Source organism: Streptomyces sp. NPDC053069, assembly GCF_044546895.1.
Lineage (GTDB): Bacteria > Actinomycetota > Actinomycetes > Streptomycetales > Streptomycetaceae > Streptomyces.
In genome coordinates this window covers 19,502-44,426 of record NZ_JBITZN010000005.1, presented here as the reverse complement: position 1 = coordinate 44,426, position 24,925 = coordinate 19,502, and the positions used below count along the sequence as shown (strand labels likewise).

Annotated in this window: 22 protein-coding genes; 13 read left to right on the top strand and 9 right to left on the bottom strand. The window is 72.4% G+C overall.

Annotation, left to right across the window (positions count from 1 at the left end):
* Positions 1-32: 32 nt before the first annotated feature.
* The gene (locus ACIGXP_RS12730; protein ID WP_399768396.1) at positions 33-1,199 is read left to right on the top strand and encodes a GDSL-type esterase/lipase family protein; all 1,167 of its coding nucleotides are present in this window, start codon (positions 33-35) and stop codon (positions 1,197-1,199) included.
* 14 nt (positions 1,200-1,213) lie between these two features.
* Here the strand turns inward: ACIGXP_RS12730 and ACIGXP_RS12725 are convergent, their stop codons facing one another.
* Together ACIGXP_RS12725 and ACIGXP_RS12720 are read right to left on the bottom strand one after the other, a co-directional pair.
* Positions 1,214-1,885 carry a class F sortase gene (locus tag ACIGXP_RS12725; RefSeq protein ID WP_399767355.1) on the bottom strand — a complete coding sequence of 224 codons (672 nt, stop codon included), beginning with the start codon at positions 1,883-1,885 and terminating at the stop codon, positions 1,214-1,216.
* A 381-nt stretch (positions 1,886-2,266) separates the two neighbouring features.
* Entirely contained in the window at positions 2,267-2,833 is a 567-nt protein-coding gene (locus ACIGXP_RS12720) for a hypothetical protein (protein ID WP_399767352.1), read from the bottom strand.
* A gap of 294 nt (positions 2,834-3,127) precedes the next feature.
* On the opposite strand from ACIGXP_RS12720, the gene ACIGXP_RS12715 reads away from it, so the two are divergent.
* Entirely contained in the window at positions 3,128-4,006 is an 879-nt protein-coding gene (locus tag ACIGXP_RS12715) for a hypothetical protein (protein ID WP_399767349.1), read from the top strand.
* 237 nt (positions 4,007-4,243) lie between these two features.
* Here the strand turns inward: ACIGXP_RS12715 and ACIGXP_RS12710 are convergent, their stop codons facing one another.
* Together ACIGXP_RS12710 and ACIGXP_RS12705 are read right to left on the bottom strand one after the other, a co-directional pair.
* Positions 4,244-5,455: a cytochrome P450 gene (locus ACIGXP_RS12710; protein WP_399767347.1), complete on the bottom strand. Its 1,212-nt coding sequence runs from the start codon at positions 5,453-5,455 to the stop codon at positions 4,244-4,246.
* Positions 5,452-6,162 (bottom strand): tRNA-dependent cyclodipeptide synthase, encoded by a 711-nt coding sequence (locus ACIGXP_RS12705; protein WP_399767345.1) that lies wholly within the window; start codon positions 6,160-6,162, stop codon positions 5,452-5,454. The genes ACIGXP_RS12710 and ACIGXP_RS12705 overlap by 4 nt, the downstream gene beginning before the upstream one ends.
* Before the next feature lie 188 nt (positions 6,163-6,350).
* Between ACIGXP_RS12705 and ACIGXP_RS12700 the strand changes: the two genes are divergently transcribed.
* From ACIGXP_RS12700 to ACIGXP_RS12685, 4 genes are all read left to right on the top strand, one after another.
* Positions 6,351-7,226 carry a fructosamine kinase family protein gene (locus tag ACIGXP_RS12700; protein ID WP_399767343.1) on the top strand — a complete coding sequence of 292 codons (876 nt, stop codon included), beginning with the start codon at positions 6,351-6,353 and terminating at the stop codon, positions 7,224-7,226.
* A 140-nt stretch (positions 7,227-7,366) separates the two neighbouring features.
* Entirely contained in the window at positions 7,367-7,558 is a 192-nt protein-coding gene (gene tgmA, locus ACIGXP_RS12695; RefSeq protein ID WP_014670659.1) for a putative ATP-grasp-modified RiPP, read from the top strand.
* Positions 7,559-7,575: 17 nt separating this feature from the next.
* Positions 7,576-8,559 (top strand): ATP-grasp ribosomal peptide maturase, encoded by a 984-nt coding sequence (gene tgmB / locus ACIGXP_RS12690; RefSeq protein ID WP_399767340.1) that lies wholly within the window; start codon positions 7,576-7,578, stop codon positions 8,557-8,559.
* Between the two features lie 35 nt (positions 8,560-8,594).
* A complete protein-coding gene (locus tag ACIGXP_RS12685) occupies positions 8,595-9,482 on the top strand; it encodes a Gfo/Idh/MocA family protein (protein WP_399767337.1) in 888 nt (295 codons plus the stop codon).
* A 197-nt stretch (positions 9,483-9,679) separates the two neighbouring features.
* Here ACIGXP_RS12685 and ACIGXP_RS12680 read toward each other — a convergent pair whose 3' ends face one another.
* Complete coding sequence (locus tag ACIGXP_RS12680; RefSeq protein WP_399767335.1) at positions 9,680-10,588, bottom strand: GNAT family N-acetyltransferase; 909 nt, start codon at positions 10,586-10,588, stop codon at positions 9,680-9,682.
* A gap of 419 nt (positions 10,589-11,007) precedes the next feature.
* Between ACIGXP_RS12680 and ACIGXP_RS12675 the strand changes: the two genes are divergently transcribed.
* The 4 genes from ACIGXP_RS12675 to ACIGXP_RS12660 all read left to right on the top strand — a co-directional run bounded on the left by ACIGXP_RS12675 (position 11,008) and on the right by ACIGXP_RS12660 (position 15,582).
* Positions 11,008-12,114 (top strand): PP2C family protein-serine/threonine phosphatase, encoded by a 1,107-nt coding sequence (locus tag ACIGXP_RS12675; protein ID WP_399767333.1) that lies wholly within the window; start codon positions 11,008-11,010, stop codon positions 12,112-12,114.
* Between the two features lie 204 nt (positions 12,115-12,318).
* Positions 12,319-12,786, top strand: a complete 468-nt coding sequence (locus tag ACIGXP_RS12670; RefSeq protein ID WP_399767330.1) for a hypothetical protein — start codon at positions 12,319-12,321, stop codon at positions 12,784-12,786.
* Between the two features lie 199 nt (positions 12,787-12,985).
* On the top strand, positions 12,986-14,230 hold the full coding sequence (locus tag ACIGXP_RS12665) for a serine hydrolase domain-containing protein (RefSeq protein ID WP_399767327.1): 1,245 nt from the start codon (positions 12,986-12,988) through the stop codon (positions 14,228-14,230).
* Between the two features lie 119 nt (positions 14,231-14,349).
* A complete protein-coding gene (locus ACIGXP_RS12660) occupies positions 14,350-15,582 on the top strand; it encodes a cytochrome P450 (RefSeq protein ID WP_399767324.1) in 1,233 nt (410 codons plus the stop codon).
* A 120-nt stretch (positions 15,583-15,702) separates the two neighbouring features.
* On the opposite strand, the gene ACIGXP_RS12655 is transcribed toward ACIGXP_RS12660, so the two are convergent.
* On the bottom strand, positions 15,703-17,244 hold the full coding sequence (locus tag ACIGXP_RS12655) for a helix-turn-helix domain-containing protein (protein ID WP_399767321.1): 1,542 nt from the start codon (positions 17,242-17,244) through the stop codon (positions 15,703-15,705).
* Positions 17,245-17,582: 338 nt separating this feature from the next.
* Here ACIGXP_RS12655 and ACIGXP_RS12650 point away from each other — a divergent pair, with 338 nt between their 5' ends.
* The 3 genes from ACIGXP_RS12650 to ACIGXP_RS12640 all read left to right on the top strand — a co-directional run bounded on the left by ACIGXP_RS12650 (position 17,583) and on the right by ACIGXP_RS12640 (position 20,460).
* Positions 17,583-18,203 carry an L-threonylcarbamoyladenylate synthase gene (locus tag ACIGXP_RS12650; protein ID WP_363220015.1) on the top strand — a complete coding sequence of 207 codons (621 nt, stop codon included), beginning with the start codon at positions 17,583-17,585 and terminating at the stop codon, positions 18,201-18,203.
* A gap of 116 nt (positions 18,204-18,319) precedes the next feature.
* Positions 18,320-19,075: a dienelactone hydrolase family protein gene (locus ACIGXP_RS12645; RefSeq protein ID WP_399767317.1), complete on the top strand. Its 756-nt coding sequence runs from the start codon at positions 18,320-18,322 to the stop codon at positions 19,073-19,075.
* Positions 19,076-19,260: 185 nt separating this feature from the next.
* Positions 19,261-20,460 (top strand): glycoside hydrolase family 64 protein, encoded by a 1,200-nt coding sequence (locus ACIGXP_RS12640; RefSeq protein WP_399767315.1) that lies wholly within the window; start codon positions 19,261-19,263, stop codon positions 20,458-20,460.
* 54 nt (positions 20,461-20,514) lie between these two features.
* Here the strand turns inward: ACIGXP_RS12640 and ACIGXP_RS12635 are convergent, their stop codons facing one another.
* The 3 genes from ACIGXP_RS12635 to ACIGXP_RS12625 form a co-directional block, all read right to left on the bottom strand.
* Positions 20,515-22,869, bottom strand: coding sequence for a M4 family metallopeptidase (locus tag ACIGXP_RS12635; RefSeq protein WP_399768394.1), 2,355 nt, complete (start codon positions 22,867-22,869; stop codon positions 20,515-20,517).
* A gap of 353 nt (positions 22,870-23,222) precedes the next feature.
* Positions 23,223-24,227, bottom strand: a complete 1,005-nt coding sequence (locus ACIGXP_RS12630) for a MerR family transcriptional regulator (protein ID WP_399767312.1) — start codon at positions 24,225-24,227, stop codon at positions 23,223-23,225.
* 3 nt (positions 24,228-24,230) lie between these two features.
* The gene (locus tag ACIGXP_RS12625) at positions 24,231-24,902 is read right to left on the bottom strand and encodes a HEAT repeat domain-containing protein (RefSeq protein WP_399767309.1); all 672 of its coding nucleotides are present in this window, start codon (positions 24,900-24,902) and stop codon (positions 24,231-24,233) included.
* Positions 24,903-24,925: the final 23 nt, after the last annotated feature.

Sequence of the window (24,925 nt, the reverse complement as noted above, 5' to 3'; positions counted from 1 at the left end):
GCCCGCCCCCTGACCCCCAGGACAGCCGCATGATGCACACCACGCCCCTGACCGCCGATCTCGTCCGCGGCGCCCTCGATCTGGAGCGCACGGCCATCGGCCTGCTGCCGCACCGGCTGCCGGCCCGCGCCCGCGCGCAGTGCGCCGATCCGCAGCTGGCCATGGCGGAGTCCCAGCCCTCCGGCGTACGACTGGTCTTCCGCACCCGCGCCACCACCATCGAGCTGGACACCCTGCCCACCAAGCGGGTCTTCGTCGGTGCACCGCCCCGCCCGGACGGCGTGTACGACCTGCTCGTCGACGGACGTCCGGCCGGCAGCGCCCGGGTCGCCGGCGGCAGCACGCTCACGATCGACATGGCCGCCGGGACCGCCGAACACCGGCCGGGCCCCGTCGGCACCGTGCGCTTCACCGGTCTGCCCGGTGCCACCAAGGTCGTGGAGGTCTGGCTGCCGCACAACGAGACGACCGAACTCGTCGCCCTGCGCACCGACGCGCCCGTCGAACCCGTACCGGCGCGGGGCGCCAAGGTGTGGCTGCACCACGGCAGTTCCATCAGTCATGGCTCGGACGCCGCGAGTCCGACCACCACCTGGCCCGCGCTCGCCGCGTCCCTCGGCGGAGCGGAACTGATCAATCTGGGGCTCGGCGGCAGCGCCCTGCTCGACCCGTTCACCGCACGCACCCTGCGCGACACGCCCGCCGACATGATCAGCGTCAAGCTCGGCATCAACGTGGTCAACACCGACCTGATGCGGCGGCGCGCATTCGGCCCCGCCGTCCACGGCTTCCTCGACAGCATCCGGGACGGCCACCCGGACACCCCGCTCATCGTCGTCTCGCCGATCCTGTGTCCCCTCCACGAGGACACGCCCGGTCCCACTCTTCCGGACTTCTCCGCCCTGAGCGAGGGGCGGCTGCGGTTCCGGGCGGCCGGGGACCCCGCGGAGACGGCGAGCGGGAAACTCACCCTGGGAGTCATCCGCGAGGAGCTGGCCCGGATCGTGCGCGAGCGGTCGGCCGAGGACCCGCATCTGCACTACCTCGACGGCCGTGACCTGTACGGCGAGGCCGACTTCACCGAACTCCCACTGCCCGACGGCCTCCACCCGGACGCCGCCGCGCACCGCCGGATCGGCGAACGGTTCGCGGCGCTGGCGTTCGCGCCGGGCGGTCCCTTCGCGCACTCCGCCGTCTGACCGTCCCGGCCGGTTCACACCAGGTGGGCGAAGACGACTAGGTTGTCGGTGTAGTCCCGCACGTCGTGGTCGTAGTCCCCCGCGCAGGTGATCAGCCGGACCTCGGGGCGCCGGGCGTCGGCGTAGACCCGCTTGCTGGGGAAGGCGTCCTTGGCGAAGGTCTCGACGCTGTCCACGACGAACTCGGCGTCGCTCCCGTCGGCACGCTGCACGGTGAAACGGTCACCGCGCTCCAGCTCGTCGAGGCCGGCGAACACCGCCGCGGAGGTCGTCGTGTCGACGTGTCCCGCGATGACGGCGGTGCCCCTCTCGCCGGGCGAGACACCCTTGGCGTACCAGCCGACGAGGTTGGTGTCGCCCGTCGGCGGGGGCTCGAGCTGGCCGGAGGCGCCGATGTCCAGGGTGGTGAAGGGGGCGTCCACGGAGATCTTCGGGATGACCAGGCGGGTCGGCGCGGACCGGGGCAGCGCCTCGCCGGCCTGCCGCGGATCGGTCTGTGCGGCGGCGCTCGCGCCCGCGGCACGGGACGCATGCGAGCTGCCGTCCGAGCCGTGGTGTCCGCCGAACATGGTGACGGCGAGGATCGCGATCGCCGCGCCCCACAGCGTCAGCCGCCCGCCACGGCCCGAGCTCTGCCCGTCCGCCGGCGGTTCCGCGGGGGGTGAAGAGGAGGAATCTGCTGCCATCGGACACCACCTCACTCGGGCACGGCAGCACGGGGATCAGAACAGGAGGGCGCCGGGGCGCATGGCGCGGCGCGGGAGTGGGACGTACACGGGCGTCGGTGTGCAAGGCCCCGGGTGCGGGGCGGGACGTACCGGGTGCCGGCGCAGGGGCCGAGCGCCGGGAGGAACGCTCACGGGGCACCGGTGCGCATGGCCCGGCCGGGGGGGCGTACGGGGCGCGGGCGCGGCCATGCCCCGGGTGTGGGGGGCGGGACGTGCCTGGGCGCGGTGCACATCGCCCGGCGTGGGGCAGGGTCGCAGGGCCGGGTCGCCGCAGGTGCGGGCCGCCGACGCGGTGAGCGCGTCGGCGGCGGCCGCAGCCTCTGGTGACGAGTCGTCTGGTCAGGACGCCGGCTGGCCGGCCTTCTTACGGCGCAGCGCGTACATGCCGGCGGCTCCCACGCCCAGCACGGCCAGACCGCCCGCGGTGACACTCGGAGTGGCAAGCGCGCCGCCGCCGGTGTGCATACCGCCGCGCGGCTTCTCGTGGTCGTCGCCTCGCTCGTCGCTGTCGCGACCGCTGTCCCGGCCGCCGCCCTTGCCCCCGTCGCGGTAGCTGTCGGGGTCGAACCGGCTGTCGTCGCGCCCCGAGTCCGAGTCCGAGCCCCAGTCGTCGCCCTGCACCATGGCGAGCGCTCCGCCACCCGTGTGCATTCCGCCGCGCGGCTCGTCGTGTCCGCGGCCCTTGTCGTGGTCGTCGCCGTGATCATTGTCCTGGTCGCGCCCCGAGTCGTCGCCACGGTCACCGCCGTGGTCGTCGTCGGAGCCGTGGTCGCGCCCCTGGCTGTGGGAGGAGCTGTCGCGGCCTCCGTCGTCACCCGCGGGAACCGCGAACGCGGCGCTGGGCGCGCCGAAGGCGAGGGCTGCAGTGGCGGCAGCCGTCGCCAGAATCATGCGGGCAGAACGCATAGTGATGTCCTTCCGCCGTGGTCGGGCAGCGGATACCTCATCAGCTGAACAGACCCGGCCTCGACATGAACCACCGTCAGTGAGCCCTCCGGCTCCCACCATCCGAGCCGCCCAGCCGGGTCACTGCGCCACCCGTCTGCCTCACTTTCCCCACCCGGCGTACCCCTCGTCCGGGCGTATCCGTTTCCTTCGAGGGCCGAACGGCGCTCGGGACACCCCCCTCTTGTTATGACCGTCGTCATAACGCAGGCTGGTGCCGGCAGCACGGAACGTCGACGCGGTGGGAGGAAAGCGGTGGCTGACGGGATGGCGCGGCACCTGTGGGAGCGGTACGAGCCGGTGCACGATCTGGTGTACTTCGCGCCGGAGGTGCGCCGGGAGGCGGACGCGCTCGGGATGCGCGGGTTCTGGATGGGCTACTTCGCGCTGCGCGCCGCACCGCTCGGCGCCGTTCCCCCGTCCGTCGTGACGAGCTGCTTCTACGTCTTCCACCCGGCCCGGGTGACCCGGGCGCTGCCGGACGCCTGGGCGTACGCGACTCCCGCCGATGTGCTGGCCGCCCGTCAGGATGCGCTGAATGCGGCCATGACAAGCCTGTTCGGACCGGACGCCGTGGGCTCGGCCGAGTTCGCCGAGGCCGCCGACCTCGCCTGGGAGGCCGCCGCCGTGGCGGACACCACGGGCCGGGTGCTGGCCGCCGCGAATCAGGCACTGGAGCGGCCGGACCGCCCCACCGCGCGGCTGTGGCAGGGCCTGACGACCCTGCGCGAGCATCGGGGCGACTCGCATGTCGCGGTGCTGGTGAGTCGGGGGCTCGGCCCTGTCGAGGCCATGGTGCTCAAGGCGGCGGCCGGCGAGTCCGACGGGGCGCTGCTGCGGGAGACCCGCAAGTGGGAAACGTCGGACTGGGAGGCGGCCGGGACACGGCTGCGCGAGCGCGGGTTGCTCGCGGCCGACGGCTCGCTCACCGCGGCCGGGGCGGCCGCACGCGCGGAGGTGGAGGCGCTCACGGACGCGGCGGCCGAAGGACCGTGGACCGCGTTCGGCACCGAGCGCACCGCACGCCTGGCCGAGCTGCTGGAGCCGTTGGCCCGCATGGTGGAGAGCTCGGGCCTGCTGCCGTCGGGCAACCCGGTGGGCCTGACCAGGGGCTCGCACCGCGTCGGCCGCTGACCGGCGACCGGCGACCGGCGACCGGCGACCGGCGACCGGCGACCGGCGACCGGCGACCGGCGACCGGCGACCGGCGACCGGCGACCGGACAAACCCGTCGGCGCGCCTCGGGTCACCCTCCGCCTTCCAGGGAAACCCCGAGGACCGACCCGGTTGCCCGGCCGTCGGCCGGGCGCTCGGCGTCCCCGCCCCGGGTTCCGGGTCGGGGACGTCGCAGGGACGGCGGGGTGTCCCGCCTTACCAGGTCACCGGGAGCCGCTCGGGGATGCGCTTCATGAAGCCGGTGCGCCAGACCAGTTGGCCGGGCGGTACGGCGAGCGCGAGGTCCGGGAACCGTTCGAGGAGGACCTCCAGGGCGATCCGGGCGTGTGCGCGGCCGAGCGCGGTGGCGGGGCAGTAGTGGGCGCCGCCGCCGAAGGAGAGGTGGTCGGCGGTGTTGTCCCGGTGGATGTCGAAGCGGTGCGGGTCGGGGAACTTCTCCGGGTCGAGGTTGGCCCCCTCCACCAGCACCAGGACGAGTTCGCCCGCGCGGATGTCCACGTCGCCGAGCCGGACGTCCTCCAGGGCGAGGCGTGGCAGGCCGTCGCCGATGGAGAGGTTGACCCGCAGCAGCTCCTCCACACCCGGGCCGATCAGGTCCGGGCGGTCGCGGAGGAGGTCGCGGGCGATGGGGTGGGTGAGCAGGTACACCAGGGCCATGGAGAGGAAGCCCGAGGTGGAGATCACTCCCGCGCCGAACATCGTGACACCGACGGTGGCCAGCATCTCGTCGGTGAGGTGAGCGTAGTCGGGGTCCTCGCGCAGGGCGGCGAGTTCGCCCATCAGGCCGTGCGTCGCCGGGTCGTCGAGCAGGGCCGTCATACGGGCGATGTCCCGGTCCCAGTTGATCTTGGCGCCGGTGATCGGGCACGGGGAGTTCATGAAGGCGATGTCGAGGCTGCGCAGAAAGCCCGGGGCTTCGGTCTGCGGGACGCCGAGGATGCGGCAGTGCATGCCCGCCGAGTACGGCTCGCAGAACGCGCCGCGCAGATCGGCGGTCGGGCCGTCGGCCGCCATCCGGTCCACCAGCCGGTACGCCTCCTCGCGCAGCCATTCCAGCAGGCCCGGTGACTTCGGGTTGAGCGCCTTCAGCACGGCCCGGCGCAGCCCGGCGCCGGTGATGTTGCCCATGTTGTTCACGACCTCGGGCGGGATCGTGAGGGCGTACTGCCGGGGCACTCCGGGGGCGGAGGTGTCCTTCAGGGAGAACCGGTCGTCCTTCAGCACCTGCGCGCACAGGTCGTACGACGACACCAGCCAGGCCTCGTCGCCGGCGATGGTCCGCACGCGCCGTACGGGGGTGGCGGCGCGTACCTCCTCGACCTCGGCGGGGACCCGGGTGCCGTCCCAGGAGAACGGGAATTCGAGCAGGGGCGGGTGGTCGGTGCGGGTGTCCGGGGCGGTGGTCATGCCACGGCTCCTTCCAGGGCGGTAGGGGTGACGATGGCGTGGCCCTGGTTGCGGGAGGCGCGCAGGCCGGCGCCGCGGGAGTACAACAGCTCGGCCATCGGCAGCAATTGGTGGTAGCAGTTGAGCGAGGAGGGCACCTTGAGAATCGCGGGGGTGTCCAGGAAGAGCGGGGCCTCGGCGCAGACGTACTCCAGGCACACCGCGCGCTGCCGCTCGGTCGGAGCCTCGCCCCGGGCACTGAGGAAACGATTCACCAGGGCGTCGCACACGGCCCGGAAGGCTGCGTCGGAGGCCAGGCGCGCCTGGAGTTGCCGGTGGATGTCCTGGTAGGCGGGATTGGTGCGGAACTCCGACATCGGGTGCCAGTCCAGCCGCAGGCCCTCTGGGTCGGCCGCCGACACGGCGTCACGAACCTTGGCGCGCACCCCGCGCAGGTTCTTCACCGCCTTGCGCCGGGCCTCGTCCGGCGGGTAGCCGGAGGCCTCGTACATCTCGGCGACGTACAGGTCGGTGTACACGAAGTCGACCCTGTCGAAGTGGTCCAGTCCCCAGCGGGCGAGGTCGTGCAGGCGACGGGCCGAGAAGTAGCTGTTGCCCGGGGACACACCGATCACGGCGTGCGCGCCCTCGCCGAGGATGACTTCGCAGTGGGATGTGTACGGCTGGACTTCGAAGACGTCGGCCATCAGCACGGATGCTGTGGTCAAGGGGGATTTCCTCCGCCGCGCGCTAGTCCCTGCGGAGCCCTGTGCCCCTGGTGTGGCAGCGCGGCGTGCTCACGCTAGCCGTACGGAATCAGCACGGGTAGTTACCGCCGGGGTTTGGCTGAAAACAATCGTAGTAATGGTTGAAGTCCCGCACTACTGCCCCTTGTTGCGGGCCGTAGGCTGGAGCCGTGCTCAACCGAGACGAGGATCAGGAGGATCCGCGGCGGGCCGCGTCCCGGCTCACCGGACGCCCGGTCACCGGCGCACGGCCGGCTCCCGGGTCACCGGCCCAGGTCACGCTGGACGGGGGGACTTCGGTGATGGTCAAGCGCGGCAACGCTCCCGGGGCCGTACGCGCCGAAGTGGCGGGACTGCGCTGGCTGGCCGCCGCGAACGCGGTCAGGGTGCCGGCGGTGCTCGGACACGACGAACACTGGTTGGTGACGGAGCGGGTGCCGACCGGTCGGCCGGATCCGGCGGCAGCATCGCGTTTCGGCCAGGCACTCGCCGCGCTGCACGCCGCGGGTGCTTCGGATTTCGGAGCGCCGCCGCCGGACGGCCCCGAGGACGCGTTCATCGGCCTCGCCCCCATGCGCAACACGCCGGGCACCGACTGGCCCGGCTGGTACGCCGAGCACCGGGTGCTGCCGTATGTGCGTGCCGCGGTCGACCGCGGCACGCTGCGCCCGGACGAGGCGGCCGTGTTCGAGCGGGTCTGCGCGCGGCTGCCGGAGCTGGCCGGACCCGCCGAGCCGCCCGCGCGACTGCACGGGGACCTGTGGAACGGGAACGTACTGTGGGGCGCCGACGGCGAGGTCCGGCTCATCGACCCGGCCGCGCACGGCGGCCACCGGGAGACCGACCTGGCGATGCTTCAGCTGTTCGGCTGCCCGTACCTCGACCGGGTGCTCGCCGGGTACGAGGAGAGGGCACCGCTCGCGGCCGGCCGGCGGGAGCGGGTGGGTGTGCACCAGCTGTTCCCACTGCTGGTCCACGCGGTGCTGTTCGGACGCGGGTACGCCGAACAGGCCCTCACTGTGGCCCACAGCACACTCGCGGCCTGACGCGGACACCGGCCGTTGCCCCTGCCCTGTTGTCCGGGCGGCCCTTCCGGTGCACCCTCGACCTGCGGTTACGCAGCGTAAGGAAACCAATCACCCGTTCGATTCGTATAAGGACGTGAAAGCCGAATCAGGGAGAGACCATGCAACCGTTCACGCTCAACTACGCGCGGCCCGCTGTGCAGTTGGACGTCACCGCACCGTACGCGTACGACTCCGGACTGCAGTTGAACGTCCTCCCGGACGGGCGGATCGCCGCCACCGACCATGCGACTCTCAGGGCCCTTGGGACCACGACCTCGACGGCCGGTTCCAAGACGCACTTCGACGACTGAACCGCGGGCCCTGGAAGATGACCGTGCTCATCCTGACCAGTGAAGAAGACGTGACGGCCGACATGGTGGTCCTGCGACTGGGCGAGGCCGGCGTGCCGGTCGTCCGGCTGGACCCCGCCGACCTCACCAACGGGGTGGCGCTGTCGGGCGAGTACGTGCAGGGCGCCTGCCGTGGACACCTGTCCGCCGGCGGGCGCCTCGTGAGCATGAACGGCCTGCGCTCCATCTGGGTACGCAGACCCGGGGAGGCCGCCGCCCGCGCCGCCCAGCCGTCCGCCTGGCTGACGGAGGAGTCGTCACAGGCGCTGTACGGCATGCTGCGCGCCACCGACGCGCGCTGGATGAACCATCCGGACGCGGCCCGGAGAGCCCGCCACAAGCCCTGGCAGCTGCGCCTGGCACAGGACAGCGGCCTGGCGGTGCCGGCCACGCTGATCACGACGTTCCCGCAGGCGGCGCGGGAGTTCGCGGAACGCTTCCCGGACCTGGTGGTCAAACCGGTGTCGGGTGCGCATCCGCAGGAGCCGCCACGTGCGGTGCCGACCAGCCGGGTCGCGCCGGACACCGACTTCTCGGCGGTGGCCTTCGGTCCGACGCTGCTGCAGCGGCGGATCGCCAAGCGCGCCGACATCCGGCTCACCGTCGTCGGCGACACGCTGCTGGCCGCGCGCAAGCCCACCGCCCCGGACGCCCACCCGGACGACGTGGACGTCCGTTTCGCCCCGTCGGTCTCTCCCTGGCTGCCCGCGGACGTGCCGCCGCGCGTCGCCGAGGGCGTACGGCGGTACATGAGGGGCGCGGAACTGGCGTACGGCGCATTCGACTTCGCGGAGGACGCGGACGGGATCTGGTGGTTCCTGGAGTGCAACCAGTCCGGCCAGTTCGGGTTCGTCGAGATGGACACAGGTCAGCCCATCTCCGCCACGATCGCCAAGTGGCTGGCCGAGGGCGGGGACCGGGACCGCAGGTGTGCGGAGGGCGAGCGGAGCGCAGCATCTTGAGGGTGCGGGGATCGGCTGGGAGGAAGGAACGCGACATGCGTATCGGACTGCTGGGGACGGGTCCTTGGGCCCGGGCGGCGTACGCCCCCGCCCTCGCCGGGCACACCGGCGTGGAGTTCGCCGGGGTGTGGGGCCGCCGGCCGGAAGCGGCCACGGCACTGGCCGAGCAGTACGACGTCGCCGCGTACGCCGACGTCGACGCACTGCTGGCCGACGTGGACGCGGTGGCCGTGGCCCTGCCGCCGTCCGCCCAGGCCGAGTTGGCGGTGCGCGCGGCTCGGGCGGGCCGTCATCTGCTGCTGGACAAGCCGCTCGGGGTGTCGGTCGCCGAGGGGCGGGCGGTCGCGGAGGCGGCGGAGCGGGCGGGGGTGGCGTCGGTGGTGTTCTTCACCGCGCGCTTCCAGAAGGAGCCGGAGGCCTGGATCGAGGAACAGGCGGGGGAGGCGGGCTGGTTCACGGCGCGTGCCCAGTGGCTGGGGGCCGTGTTCACTTCCGACAGCCCGTTCGCGGCCTCGCCGTGGCGGCGGGAGAAGGGGGCGCTGTGGGACGTCGGCCCGCACGCGCTGTCGGTACTGCTGCCGGTCCTCGGTGACGTACGGCAAGTGGTGGCGGCGGCGCACGGTCCCGCGGACACCGTCCATCTGGTCCTCGACCACGCCACCGGCGCGTCGAGCACGCTCACGCTGAGCCTGACGGCGCCGCCGGCGGCGGCCGGGGCCGATGTGGAGCTGCGGGGCGAGGCGGGCGTGGCGCTGATGCCGGGGAGTTCCGAGGGAGCGGTCCCCGCGCTCGCCCGCGCCGCCGACGCCCTGGTGCGGGCCGCTCGCACGGGCCGCCCGCACGCCTGCGACGCCGCGTTCGGCCTCCGCGTCACCGAGATCCTGGCAACGGCGGAGTCCCGCCTCACAGCCCCCAGGGACTAGGGGGTGTCGTTCGGATCAGGCCGGCCGGCACCCCCAGGGGGTGTCGTTTGGATCACCCCGGCGTCGCGGGCCCTGGCACCCCCTGGCCCCGGACGCCCGGACGCCACCGCCCGCGCACGGCTCCTGCTCCGCTCCGGCCACTCGGCGCGGAGCAGTGGCGCGGGCGGTGCCGTCTCGATCACCGCCCCGTCAGCATGTCACCCGGCGCTGACAACTCCGTCGGCCCAGTAGTTGATCCGCTCCCGCACCACGGGGTAGCCGGCCGTGGTGAAGTGGGCGGCCATGGGGACGTTGGTCCGGTCGGTGGCGGCGGCGATGAACTCGGCCCCCTGAGCCGCCAGGAAGTGGGTGCATTCGGCCAGCAGGTCGTAGGCGTAGCCGTGGCCCCGCTGCTCGGGCACGACGCCGACGAAGCCGACGCAGGGCCCGGACGGATTGCGCGCGGGGATGTGGACGCCGACCGTCTCGCCCTCGGGTGTGCGGGCGATCCGCCACCACGTGCGCGGGGACGGAAACCAGTGGAAGACGTCCAGCTCCTGTTGTGCCGCCCGGTCCGGTCCGCCCTGCTCGATGGCCCGGCGGGCGTGGGCGTCGAGGGTGACGGAGTGGATCCGGCGCAGCAGGCCGAAGAACACCGCGTCGTCCGGCTCTCCCTCGAAGAGCAGGCGCCCGGGCCGCTCGGGCAGTCCCCGGTCCGGGGTCCAGCGGTACACGAACCGCTCCGCCAGGGGTGCGTAACCGGCTGCGCGGGCGGCAGCGGCGCACGCGTCGGCGGCGGCCCGCTGCCGGGCGTCGGCCCGCCAGCCGGCGGGCAGGTCGAGTTCGAGTTCGTCGGTCCGCCAGGGTGCCGTGCGCAGGAGTTCGGCTCCGGCCTCCTCCTCGCCCTCGGCCACGTCGAACCAGTTGATCACGAGCGGCTCGGGGTCCTCGGGGCGGCCCCACCAGGCGGCGCGGGCCACGGTACGGCCGTCGCGTACGGCGATGCGCTGCCAGTCGGGGCGGTAGCGGGTGCGCCGGTGCTTGTCCTGGAACGCCAGCGGGTCGGGCATGGTGTGGAAGAGATGCGCGGTGCTCTCGTCGAGCGTGCGGATGACCGTGGTGGTCATGGATTCCTCCGGGTTGCGTGCCGCGGTGCGGCGGGGACGCGCTCCCGGTCAGGCGTGGCACACCCGGGTGACGGAGTGGCGGGAGCGCGGGATGACAGTGGCCATGACGCTCGCCTCCTTCCTTCCGTCTCGGGCGTGCCGGCCACAGGCTATGCGGCCCACCTCCGGGGCGTCCACCGCTTATCGCCGCCGCCGGCTCATCAGTGCCGGCGCCCGGCGACCCGCCCCGGCCGCGCGACTCCGGGTCCGGGCCCGGACCACGACGCGGCTCGGCAACAACCGAACGCCGCGAGCAGACGGTCCAGGCGCGCCGAACTGGGCAGGAGGCGTCGGTGCCGTCCCAGGCGGGCGGCGGCAGAAGGCCTCCCTGCCGTTCCAGGCGGCAGGCCCGGGTGCGGTGGGCGGCGTAGGTTGGGGGTGTGCGATGGGTGCGCGGCGGGTCGTCGCGTGGGGACCTGGAGGATCGCGGCTGGCTGCGGGGCGCCCCGCCGCCGTGGTGGGTGCGGGTGCTGCCCGTGTTGCTGCTCGTGGCCGTCAGCACGGCCACGATGGTCACTGTCCACGCGCGCGATCTGGGCTTCCTGCTCGGGGCGATCCCGCCGCTGGCCGTCCTGTCGTACGGCCCGCTGGCCACCGCGCTCCTCGGCCTCGGGGTGGTCGTGGTGCTGAACGTGCCGGCCACCCATCTCGACCGTCCCGGCGACACCGATCTGCTGACCATCGTGTTCGTGGCCGCGCTGAGCGTGTTCGTGTCGTTCGTGCGCAGTCACCGGGACGCCCAGCTGGACACGGAGCGGGCGATCGGCGAGGCCGTGCAGCGGGCGGTGATGCCGCTGCTGCCGCAGCGGGTCGGGGGCGTGGGGTGCACGGGCTTCTACCGGGCCGCGCAGAACGGGACGCTGGTGGGCGGGGACTTCTTCGACGTGCGCGACGGACCGTACGGGGTGCGCGCGGTGATGGGCGACGTTCAGGGGCACGGACTGTCGGCGGTCGCCACGGTGGTGTCGCTGCTGGGCGCTTTCCGGGAGGCGGTGCTGGACCAGCCGGACCTGGAGTCGGTCGCCGCGCGGATGGACCGCAGGCTGACGGTGGACTCGGCGGGTGTGCGGCACACGGAGCTCTTCGCCACCGGGGTGCTGCTGGAGTTCGCCCCCGACGGGCGTGTGGTTCGGGTGGTGGCCTGTGGTCATCCGGCCCCCGTGCTGCTGCACGAGGAGCACGCCCGGGAGCTGACGGTCGTGCCGGGACCGCCGCTGGGGCTCGGGCTGGTCGGCGTCGACCCGCCGAAGGAGGTCACGGTGACGCTCGGGCCGGGCGACCGGCTGTTCCTGGCCTCGGACGGGGTGTGGGAGGCACGGGACGCCGGCGACGCCTTCTATCCGCTGCCCGCCCGCCTCGCCGCCCTGGCCCGTACACCGCCCGCCGAGTTGCCGGGGGTGGTGTGGGCGGACCTCATGCAGTTGCGTTACGAGGTCCGGGACGACGTCACGATGCTGGTGCTGGCACCCGAGCCGCCGGCTGCCTGATCGCCCCGTCTCCTCCCCCAACCGGCGAACTCCTGGCCGTGGTTCGAACGTCCCGTCTCAAACGCCACGGTTCGCCACCCCTTCCGCCCCGTAGAAATATCTACGAGCATGCATATGCCGGGTCGGTGTGCAGGCGCACGAAGTGCCCGGTCACGGTCGTTCCCTGCGCCGGGCGTGGGCGAGCGAGGACACCCGGAGCAGTGCATGACGAACACGATGTGGATGCGGGGCGTGGAGTGGCTGGCCGCGGCGGCGGCCGACCCGCGGTCCTGCAAACGGGAGTGGGATAACGGAGAGGGCATCGCGCTGCTGGAGGCCGGCCGCTTCTGGGACGTGCTGACAGTCCCCGACAAGCTGGGACTGCTCACCCTGGACCTGTTGTGGCGCCCAGGGAGGCCGGCGCCGGGACCCACGCTGGTCGACACGGCGGCGGGCCGGGTCGGGTTCTTCCTGCCGCCGGACCCGTCCGGGGGCTGGGTGGGAGCAGGTCTGCGATACGCGACCAAGGGGGCCTGGCTCGCCGTACCGCCGCCGTACCGGCCCGCCCGCTTCCTGGAATGGCTCGTGCCACCCGACGGCACCGGCACGCTCCACTCACCCGGCGCCCTCGAGGACGCGCTGCGCCAGGCCAACGGCACCCTCGCCGTCCTCGCGCCGGTGTGCGGCCAGTGAAGGCTCAGTCACCCTCCGACGCGGACGGCACACCGGAAGCGAGCCCGGGGCGAACGGGCAACTGCGGGGGTGGGGGGCCGCTCCGGTACGACCGTCCGGTCGGCGGGCGGGGCCGGATGGGCGCTCCTATGCTGGGGAGGTCCGGGCTCCGACGTCCCGCTCACCGCACGTTCGGCTCTCCCGTGCTTGGAGTCAGACCATGTCGCCATCCCGCCGTCTGCTGAGGGGGGCCGCGGTCGCCGTCACGGTGGGGACGCTGATGGCACCACTGGCCGCCGCACCCGTCTGGGCCGCACCGGTCTCCGTGCCGGCCACCGTCGCCGCCGAGCAGCCCAGCCCGACGCCCTCCGGACCGGCCGTCCGTGACCTCACCCCCCGCGTGGCACGCCAACTCGACGCAGCCGTACGGAAGGTGATGCGCGAGGCGAACGTGCCCGGCGTGACCGTCGGCGTCTGGACGCCGGGACAGCCGGACTACGTCCGCTCGTTCGGGGTCGCCGACAAGCGCACGGGGCAGAGGATGGCGCCGGACATGTACATCCGCATCGGCAGCGAGACCAAGACGTTCACCGTGACCGCGCTGCTGCAGCTGGTGGACCGGAAGAAGGCCGGTCTGGACGACCCGATCGGCAAGTACGTCGACGGCGTACCCAACGGGAACAGGATCACGTTGCGCCAGCTCGCCGAGATGCGCAGCGGGCTGTTCAACTACTCCGAGGACCCGGGCTTCTTCGAGGCGCTCACCTCGGACCCGCAACGGCCCTTCACGCCCCAGCAGTTGCTCGCCTACTCCTTCAAGCACCCGGTGATGTTCCAGCCGGGGCAGAAGTTCGACTACTGCAACACCAATCTCATCCTGCTCGGTCTGGTGGTGGAGAAGCAGAGCGGGCAGCACCTCGGGGACTACATCGCGCGGCACATCCTCGCCCCGGCCGGCATGAAGCACACGCTCTTCCCGTCCGGCAACGAGTTCCCCGCCCCGCACGCGCAGGGCTACACCCGGCAGACCGCGAACGGCAAGGAGGCCGACTCGGCCGACTGGAACCCGTCCTGGGGCTGGGCGGCCGGCGCGATGATCTCGACGCTCGGGGATCTGCACACCTGGGCGCGCACCGTCGCCACGGGCCAGTTCCCGGACGGCAGGCGGATGGTCGCCGCCGCCACCCAGAAGGAGCGGCTGATCATGCCTCCGACCGGCTTCAAGGGCGCCGGATACGGTCTGGGCATTTTCGACGTGCAGGGCTGGATCGGCCACAACGGCTCGCTCCCGGGCTACGAGACGGTGACCATCCATCTGCCGCCGTCGCGAACGACGCTCGTGGCCCTCCTCAACACCGACACCGGCTACCGGTCCCAGGAGCCGAGCACCGTGCTGGGCGAGGCCATCACGCGGATCATCTCTCCGGCGCACATCTACAACTTGCCAGTCACGCGGACCGGATGACGCACAGACGCGGCCGGTTTCCGACCCCCGCAGGGCCCGCGCGGTGTGCCGGGCGGCGATGACGGCGTCTACTGAGGGCGACCGCCTCGCAAGAGGGCCGCTCGGCCAGGAGAGCAGACGTGACCGTCACCGACCGCATCGCCCTCGATCCCTTCGGCTCGGACATCGTCGCGCAGAGCGCCCGGCTGCGCGCGCTCGGTCCCGTCGTACCGGTCGAACTGCCCGGCGGCATCCCTGCCTGGGCGCCCACCGGCCACGGCTGCCTGAAGGAGCTGATCCTCGATCCCCGGGTCAGCAAGGACGCGCGCCGCCACTGGCGACTGTGGCCGGAGCTGGCCCAGCACCCGTCCTGGAGCTGGATCGCGACCTGGGTGGGGGTGGTCAACATGCTCTCCACCTACGGCGCCGACCACGCCCGGCTGCGCAAGCTGGTCGCGCCGAGTTTCACGCACCGGCGTACCGAGGCGATGCGGCCGAGAGTGGCGGCCCTGACCGCCGAGCTGCTGGACACACTGGCGGCCGACGGGGCCGACGGCCGCGTGGTCGACCTGCGGGCCGGGCTGGCGCATCCGCTGCCGATGCGCATGATCTGCGAACTGCTCGGGGTACCCGAGGAGCTGCGGCCCGCCGCGGCACGGCTCATCGCCGACATCATGGACACCTCCGACTCCAGCCCCGAGTTCGCCGCGTCCGTGCACGAGCGGATCGGCTCGGTGTTCGGCGCGCTGATCGCGCACCGGCGGACGCATCCGGGCGACGACGTCACCACGGAGCTGATCCGGGTTCGCGACGAGGACGGAGACCGGCTCTCGGACGAGGAGTTGCTGCACACGCTGCTGCTGGTGGTGGGAGCCGGGTTCGAGACCACCGTCAATCTCATCGGCAACGCGGTGGTCGCGCTGCTGACCGGCCCGGCGCAGCTGGCGGCGGTGCGCTCCGGGGTGGTGGGCTGGGGCGCGGTGGTCGACGAGACCCTGCGGGTCCATCCGTCCATCGCGGCGCTGCCGCTGCGGTTCGCGATCGAGGATCTGAAGGTGGGGGACGTGATGATCCCGGCCGGTGACGCGATCATCACGACCTATGCGTCCGCGGGCCTGGACCCCGCGCACTACGGCCCCGACGCGGCCGTCTTCGACGCGGCCCGGGACGCCGAGGACCATCTGGCGTTCGGGATCGGTGCGCACCGCTGCATCGGTGCTCCGCTGGCCCGGCTGGAGGCGCTCACGGCGCTGCCCGCGCTGTTCGCCCGGTTCCCGGGCCTGCGCCTGGCCGTGGACGCCGGTGAGCTGCGGCATGTGCCGTCGTTCATCGCACACGGCTGGGAGGAGATCCCGGTCCTGCTGGGGTCCTGAGCCGGAGCGCGGGGCCGCGACCGGTCCCCCGTGCCGGTCGTGCCCCGCGGCCTGCCGAACCTATGTCCCGCTGCCGTACCCGGGACAGTGCACCGGTGCCCGGTGCGGCCCGCCCGGCACTCACCGGTGCACAGACGCGTCCGGTTGGTCCTGGTCCGGCGCACCGAGGCCGGGTACGGGCAGTTCGCCGGTGACGAGCTGGGCGAGGACGACCTCGTACAGGTCGGTGCCGCCGGCCGTCAGCCGGCGCTCCAGCACGGGTTCGGCCGCACGGACGCGTTCGCGGACGGTCTGGGCGTGTACGCCGAGTGCCTGGGCGGCGCGTTCGGCGTGCGCGTCGGCGGCGGTCCAGGCGCGCAGGGTGCCGCGCAGGTCGCGGCCGTCCGTGTCGAGGCGGCCGAGGAGCCCCTCGGCCCAGGAACGCAGCGCGCTCGTGTCGAGCAGCTCGGCGAGCCGGGTCCGGGCCGGCGGACCGGGGGCGCCGCCGCGTGGGTCGTACGTGCCGTGGGCGGCCTCGGTGTTGAGGGCGGCGTGGACGATGGCACGGGCGGTCGCCCGGGAGAGGTCGGCGCCGAGCAGCGCGGCCACCCGGTCCATCCGGGCGCGGACCGTGTTGCGGCTGACGCCCAGCACCTTCGCCGCGTTCACGGCGGTGAACTCCAGGCCCAGCCGGGTGGTGGCGAGCAGTTCCGCGCGCACATGGTGCGGCAGCGCGTCGAGCGGGCGCAGCACGGCGGCGGCCCAGGCCCGTAGCGCGGCGGTGTCCATGAGCTGTGCGGGGCGGGTGCGGGCGGCGTAGACGGCGGCCCGGTCGGGATGGAAGCGGGCCACGGCGAGCGCGGTGACGGCCTGCCCGTAGGCGGTGGCGGTCAGCGCGAGGCGCTGGCGGGGGCTGCCGCCGAGGAAGGTGCCGGGCCGGTCGGCGACGAGGGACCGCAGCCGCTGCCCCACCTCGGCGGACGGGCCGACGACGATGACGTGTTCGTCCACCGCGGGACAGCGCACGACCAGCGCCCGGCCGTCGGTGGCGGCCACGCACGCGTCGGCGAGCCGGTCCCGTTCGACGGCGGTGCCTTCGAGGACGTACACGCGGGCGGTGTCCTCCTCCAGCAGGCCCGGCCACAGCCCGGCGGCGACCCGGCGGGCGGAGACGGTGTCCTCCACCATGAGCAGCTGCAGGATCGCCAGCCGCAGATCGGCCGTGGCCCGCCGCAGCCGCCGCCCGGATTCGGCCAGCTCCCGTTCCCTGAGCAGCAGTTCCAGTACGCCCGCGGTGTGGCCGAGGATGTCTGCGGTGCGCCGGTCGAAGGGCGCCGGGCGGGCCACGGCGAGGACGGCCCGGGCCGCCGGGCCGGACCCCGGATGCCGTATCCCGAGCAGGCGCAGGTGCCGTTCGCCGTCCTGCAGGGCCGCGGCGGAGACCCGGCCGGAGGTGACGTCGGCGACGACGGCGTCGTCGAGCGGCAGGCGCTCCCCGGCCAGCAGGCCACCGCCGGCGTCCTGGAGACACACCGACGCGCGCACCGTCCGGGCGAGCCAGGCGACGAGCCGGCGAAGATCGCGTCCGGCGGGCCGCAGATGGCCGAGCAACTCCTGGGTCCAGGCGTTGTCGCCGCCGTACGGCTGCGGGAACGCCTGGCCTTCGTCCGGTCGGCCGGCCACGTGCCCCTCTCCTCGTCACCGCGTTCACCTGGGTGTACGCGCCGCACGCTACCCCACGCGCCGGACATGGCTCCGCCGGCGGCCCGGGGGGGGTGGGCCGCCGGCGGAGACGTCGCGTCCGGGGCCGGGGGGGAGGCCCGGGACGGCTCACGGGTCCGATGCCCCGGAAACACGGGACGTACGCACGTCGATTCAAGGGTCGGCCGGCCGCAGGCGGCTCGGTCCGTCCCGACCCGCGGCCGACCCGACCGCGCCACACCGCCACGGGCCGGCCTCGCGAGTGGGGCACGTGGGTGTGTGGGTGCGTGTGGGGTGCGGGGACGGCATAAGCTCGACACGTGGCGAAGTACTTCGACGTGCATCCCGACAACCCGCAGCCGCGCAGCATCGCGCAGATCGCCGACGCGGTGCGCTCGGAAGCGCTCATCGCATACCCGACCGACTCCTGTTACGCGCTGGGCTGCCGGCTGGGCAGCCGGGACGGCATGGACCGGATCCGCTCCATCCGTCATCTGGACGACCGGCACCACTTCACCCTGATGTGCCGGGACTTCGCGCAGCTCGGCCAGTTCGTGCGGGTGGACAACGACGTGTTCCGGGCCGTGAAGGCGTCCACGCCCGGCAGTTACACCTTCATCCTCCCGGCCACCCGCGAGGTGCCGCGCAAGCTGCTGCACCCGAAGAAGAAGACCGTGGGTGTGCGCATCCCCGATCATGTGGTGACCCAGGCGCTGCTGGCGGAACTGGGCGAGCCGCTGCTGTCCAGCACGCTTCTGCTGCCGGACGAGGAGGAGCCGCTGACGCAGGGCTGGGAGATCAAGGACCGGCTCGACCACGCAGTGGACGCGGTGGTCGACTCCGGCGACTGCGGCACCGAGCCGACGACCGTCGTGGACTTCTCCGGCGGCGAGGCGGAGATCGTGCGGCGGGGGGCGGGAGACACCAGCCGGTTCGAGTGAGCACGCGGCACACCGGGTGCGGGGTTGCGGATCTTGCATGACAGCATGGTCCGCAGTCCTGGCGCCGGGGGGTGACTGCCATCCGGCGCCCGTTCCCCCAGGGAGGCCTGCTCACCATGATCGATGTCCAGGGAACCGACCTCGACATCCAGACCGAGGACGGCGTCGCCGACGCCTACCTCGCCCATCCCGCCGACGGGCGCCCGCGTCCGGGCGTGCTGTTCTACCAGGACGCCTACGGCCTGCGCCCGCACCTGAGGTCGATGGCCGACCGGCTGGCCGCCGCCGGCTACACCGTGCTGGTGCCGAACGTGTTCTACCGCCTGGGCCGGACCCCGGTCGTCGAACTGCCCGAGTTCATCGACCCGGGCGCCGATCCGACCATCTGGGACCGGCTGGGCCCGGTCGTGGGCTCGCTGACACCGGATCTGGCCGCGCGGGACGCGGGCGCCTATCTGCGCTGGCTCGCCGACAGCCCGCTGGTCGCCGACGGACCGGTCGCGCTCACCGGTTACTGCATGGGCGCACGGCTGGCCCTGTGGACGGCGGCCGCCCACCCGGAACGGGTCGCGGCGGCGGCCGGGTTCCACGGCGGTCGGCTCGCCACCGACGATCCGCACAGCCCCCATCTGAGCGCCCCGAACATCACCGCGGAGCTGTACTTCGGGCACGCCGACAACGACCACTCGCTGCCCCCGGAGCAGATCGAGCGCTTCGAGAAGGCCCTGACCGAGGCCGGGGTCCGGCACACCTGCGAGGTCTACCCGGGCGCCCAGCACGGCTACACGCAGGCGGACACCCCGGTGTACGACAAGGAGGCCGACGAGCGGCACTGGGCGGCCCTGCTCGGCCTGCTCCAGCGCACCTTCTGACGGTACGTCGACTGCCGGGCCGGTGCCGGTCGAAGGCGTCCACCGCATGGTGGCGCCTTCGACCGGTCCCCTCTGTTTCCCGTTCAACTCATTGACACGGACGCGGCCCACGGCCACGCTGAGAGCGCTCTCAAACAGGTACGGACCAATATCCGTACGACCCCGACCCCACACGGAGGTGGAGAGTGCCTCACGCACGCACACGCCCAGCACTGGCCCTGGCGGCCACCGCGGCCCTGACCGGCGGAGTACTCGCCCTGGGCGCCCCGGACCGCGCCGGTGCGGCCGTGGCGGACACCCTCCCGCTACGGATCACCAACAACTCCGGCCGCTCCGAACCGGTCTACGTCTACGACCTCGGCACCCAGCTGTCCTCCGGGAAACAGGGCTGGGCCGATGCGAACGGCGCCTTCCACGCCTGGCCGGCGGGTGGCAACCCCCCGACGCCCGCTCCGGACGCGGCGATCGACGGCCCGGCCCCCGGACAGTCCAAGACGATCCGGATACCGAAGTTCTCCGGGCGGATCTACTTCTCCTACGGTCACAAGCTCGACTTCCGCCTGACCACCGGAGGCCTCGTGCAGCCGGCCGTGCAGAACCCCTCCGACCCCAACCGGAACATCCTGTTCAACTGGTCCGAGTACACCCTCAATGACTCCGGACTGTGGCTGAACAGCACCCAGGTGGACATGTTCTCGGCGCCGTACGCGGTCGGGGTGCGGCGTTCCGACGGCAGCGTGAGCAGCACCGGACACCTCAAGTCCGGCGGCTACAACGGATTCTTCAACACGCTGCGGGGCCGGTCGGGCGGCTGGGCCGGGCTGATCCAGACCCGCTCCGACGGCACGGTCCTGCGCGCGCTCTCGCCGCTGTACGGCGTGGAGACCGGGGCCCTGCCGGCGAGCGTGATGGACGACTACGTCAACCGGGTCTGGCAGAAGTACACGACGTCGACGCTGACCGTCACACCGTTCGCCGACCAGCCGGGCACCAAGTACTACGGCCGGGTGTCGGGTGGCGTCATGAACTTCACCAATGCCTCGGGCGCGGTCGTCACCAGCTTCGCCAAGCCCGACGCGGACAGCGTCTTCGGCTGCCACAAGCTGCTCGACGCGCCCAACGACAATGTCCGGGGCCCCATCTCCCGCACCCTGTGCGCCGGTTTCAACCGTTCGACCCTGCTCGTCAACCCCAACCAGCCGGACACCTCGACGGCCGGCTTCTACCAGGACGCGGTGACGAACCAGTACGCGCGTGCGGTGCATGCACAGATGGCCGACGGCAAGGCCTACGCGTTCGCCTTCGACGACGTCGGCAACCAGGAGTCGCTGGTCCACGACGGCAGTCCGCAGCAGGCGTATCTGACGCTGGATCCGCTCGGCTGACAGGACACGTCACAGCCCCGCACCACTTCCGGGTGCGGGGCCGCGACGGGTGACTCAGCCGGTCGTCAGGGCGGTGTCGTCCACGACGAAGCTGGTCTGCAGCGAGGAGTCCTCCACGCCGTTGAACTTCAGCGTGACCGTCGAGCCTGCCAGCGAGGACAGGTCGAAGGACTTCTGGCTGTAGCCGGCGGCCTTGTTGAGGTTCGAGTAGGTCGCCAGCGTCTTCGAACCCGCGGTCACCGTCAGCTTGTCGTACTGCGTGCCGGTGGTGGTCTCCGCGGTGTCGATGTGCAGGTAGAAGGTCAGGGTCGCCTTGCAGCCCGCGGGGATCGTCACCGACTGGGACAGGGTGTCGGTGTGCGAGGAGCCGTAGCCGTCGAGCCAGGCCTTGTACGAGCCGCTGTGGGCGGCCTCACCGGTGTCGTTGGTGATGACGCCGCTGGTCGCACTCCAGCCGGAGCCTCCGGACTCGAATCCGGGGTTGCTCAGCAACTGGGTCGAGGTGCAACCGCCGCCACCGCCGGAGTTGACCGTCCAGGTGAAGGTCGCGGTACCGGTGGCGCCCGTGGAGTCGGTCACCGTCACCGTGGTGTTGTACGTGCCCGCCGTGGTCGGCGTGCCGGTGATCAGGCCGTTGGAGCTGTTGATCGACAGACCCGCGGGCAGACCGGAGGCGCTGTAGCTCAGCGCGCCGCTGTTGGTGCTGCTCGCCTGGATCTGCAGGCTCACGGCCGTACCGACGGTCGAGGTCTGGCTGCCCGGGTTGGTGACCGTCACTCCGCTGCTCGGCGGAGTGATGTGGCTGCCGACGTTGATACCCGCGAAGGCGTTGCCGACTCCCGCGTACTGCGTGGAGTTGGTGCCGTACAGGGCGGCCGCCGCGTTCAGGGCGGCGGTGCGGGCGGCGGCGTAGTTGGTGCTGGACGTCATGTACGTCGTCAGCGCCTTGTACCAGATCTGCAGCGCGGCGGCCCGGCCGATGCCGGTGACGGCGACGCCGTCGGAGGTCGGGCTGTTGTAGGTGACACCGTTGATGACCTTGGTGCCGCTGCCCTCGGACAGCAGGTAGAACATGTGGTTCGCCGGGCCCGAGGAGTAGTGCACGTCGAGGTTGCCGACGCCCGAATACCAGCTGTCCGCCGAGCCGCCGTCCTTGCTGGGCTTGTCCATGTAGCGCAGCGGGGTGCCGTCGCCGTTGATGTTGATCTTCTCGCCGATGAGGTAGTCACCGACGTCGGTGGAGTTGTTGGCGTAGAACTCCACGCCGGTGCCCATGATGTCCGAGGTGGCCTCGTTCAGGCCGCCGGACTCACCGGTGTACTCCAGGCCCGCGGTGTTGGAGGTGACACCGTGGCTCATTTCGTGCCCGGCCACGTCCAGCGAGGTCAGCGGGTCGTTGTTGCCGGACCCGTCGCCGTAGGTCATGCAGAAGCAGCCGTCGTCCCAGAAGGCGTTGACGTAGCCGCTGCTGTAGTGGACCCGGCTGTAGGCGGCGACGCCGTCGTTCTTGATGCCGCTGCGGCCGAAGGTGTTCTTGTAGAAGTCCCAGGTCTCCTGCGCGCCGTAGTGGGCGTCCGCGCCCGCGGTGGCGGCGTTGGAGTTGGTGCCGTCGCCCCAGGTGTCGCTGGACTGCGAGAACAGTGTGCCGGTGCCCGAGGTGCCGTGGTTGAGGTTGTACGTCTTGTGGCCGCCGCGCGTCCCGTCGTTCAGCGTGTACGTCGAACCGGACTGGGTCGTGGTGAGCGTGACCTGCCCGCTGTAGCGGGTGTTGCCCGTGCCGGTCCTGATCGCCTGGTAGCGGTACAGCTCCTTGCCGGTGGTGGCGTCGGTGATGACGTGCAGCTGGCTGGGCGTGCCGTCGTCCTGGAAGCCGCCGACGACGGTCTCCCAGGCGAGTTTCGGAGTACCGGTGCCCGCCCAGATCACCTTGCGGGCGCTGTCGGTGGTGGGCTTCTTGGCGTCGAGCGCCTTGGCGGCCTTCAGGGCCTTGGTCTCGGCGGCCGACTTGGCGAAGGCCGCGGTGGTGGAGGCGACCTTGATCCTGTGCTTGTTGTTGTACGTGGTGCTCACGGTGCCCGCGGCCAGGGAGGCGGGCGGGGTGTGCACGACGAGGTCGCCGCCGAGGACGGGGAGGCCGGCGTACGTGCGCTCGTACCGCGTGTGCAGGGTGCCGTCGTTGTCCTTGACGACGTCCTTGACGACCAGCTTCTCCTTGGCGCCGAGGCCGAGGGTGCGGGCGGTCGCGGCGGTCTTCTGCCGGGCGCTCTCGATCAGCGCCTGGTGCTGGGCCGGGCTGAGCCTGGCCTCCAGGCCGCCGGCGCGCAGCGGGCTGGGGTGGGGAGCGGCGGGCTTGGCGGCCGCCGGGGTGGCCTGGAGGCCGACGGCGAGGAGAGCCGCGGTGGAGAGCAGGGCGGCTCCGACCGCGGCACGCTTGTGACCGCTGGGGGAAAGGGGTCTGTGGCGAACGGGTCTGTGGGGAAGACGTCTCACTCGTACTCCTCCTGCTGCGGTCGCCGGGTCGCGACCGGTGACAGACGGGCAGACGGGTCTGCTGCCCGGGTGAGCTGAGCTGTGCGGGACCGTGATCCGTGCACACACCGGGGATGTGCGGTGTGTGGGGGAAGGATTCCAGCCTTGACCCGCACATGTCAGCCATGGGCGGGTATTCAAGGGTTTTCCCTATGCCGGTCCCCACCGGTGCGGGGGCCGTCGTCGACGCCCGACTCCCGCGGCCGCGTACGCGGCATCCCCGGAGGGATCCGTCACCGTTCGTCGCGTAGCCGAAGAAGGTACACCGCAGTCAGTGCGACGGCACGGTCCTCGTCATGCGACAGCTCCACGAGGGCATGTGACGCCGTTGTCCCCGGGATGTCCGCCAGCGCCTGGGTCAGCCGTCCGCGTGCAGGCGCTTCAGTGGTGCTGTGAGCGAGGCGGTCGACGAGCCTGCTCGCGATCTGATCCGCTGTCGCGGTGTCGCTCGCCAGCACGCTCAGGGCATCGGCTGCATCGGTGTCGTTCCTGCCCTCCACGATCATCTCGATGAGCGTGGGGACCGCATCGGCCATTCCCCGTGTCCCGAGTGCCACAGCCGCACACCCGCGGACCGCGGCGTCGGGGTTCGCGAGAGCCTCCTGCAGCCGCGCGGTGGCCTCACCCCCCGGCAGCTCGGCGAGGGACCGGACGGCACGTTCACGCACCGCGGCCACCGGTGAGCCGAGGCCCTCCGCCAGCAGTGCCGGTACGCCGTCGCCCGATCGCGCCAGCGCCCATCGCAGGGCTCCGGCCACGTTCGGCTCCGTCTCGCTCAGTGCCGCCTCGACCAGGGCCTCCACCGGCACCGGAACCTCGTCGACCGAGCAAAGGGCCGCGCGCTGGCGCGCGTCGGCGCTCTTCGAACCCAGTGCCTGGAGGAGCGCGACGATCTGGAGGACGTCCTCCCAGCCGGCGGGGTCCGCGGCATCGATCCGGCGGAGCCGTGTGAGCAGTTCGGTCTCGGCTGCGATGCGGTCGCGTGTCTGGCGGATGAGGCCGTCGACGAGCCCCGAGGGGGTGAAGCCGGGATCGTCGAGCGCGCGCCCGATCTCACGCAGTGACAGCCCCAGCGATCGCAGGCTCTCGACATGGAAGATCCGCCGGATGTCGTCCTCGGAGTACTCCCGATAACCGGAGCCCGTACGCCCCGTAGGCCGCACCAGACCCAGCGACTCGTAATGCCGGAGCATGCGAGCACTGACCCCGGACCGTCGCGCCACCTCACCGATCAACACGCCCTATCGTCCCTCCTGGCCGGACCCGCCGAGGGCCACGACGCGCTTCGCCTCCTCGATCGCGAACTCGAATCCGGTGTCCGGCTCGCGCAGCAGCCGTTGTGTGGCGAGCGCGTGCGCGCGCACATGCGGGTCAGGGGCCGTCGTCGCAGCATGCAGAGCCGGCAGAACCACTTCACCCAGCGCGACCAGCGCCCGGCTGAGACTCAGCTGCGTCTCCCGCTCACCGCGCCCGAGCTGCGTGGCCAGCACCGCGGCCAGCGCGGACTCCTCGCCTTCCGGCACGAGCACGACCGCGGCCCGCCAGGCGCTCCGTGCCACCTCGTCGTCCGCGTCGGACAACAACGCCCGTGTGATCGCCGGCCACGCCTGCCGGTCCCCGATCTTGGACAGCGTGTGCAGCGCCTGGCTCCGCGCCTGCGCACGTTCCGAGCGCACCTCACGCAGCAGTCCGGGAAGCGTCATGGACACCGGGTGGCGGGTGAGCGCCCAGGTCAGCATGTCGCGGACGAAGAACTCGGGCTCGATCGCGCATCGTTCGACGAGCTTGTCGACGAAGCGCGGGTCGGGCGTCGTGCCGACCGCCAGGGCAGCCCGCAGTCGCACGGACGAACGGCCGTCCTCCAACCCCTGCAGCGCCCCTGTCGCATCCGGGTCCTGTCTTGTGATCGTCATCGAGACCACCTCCTCGGCAAGCA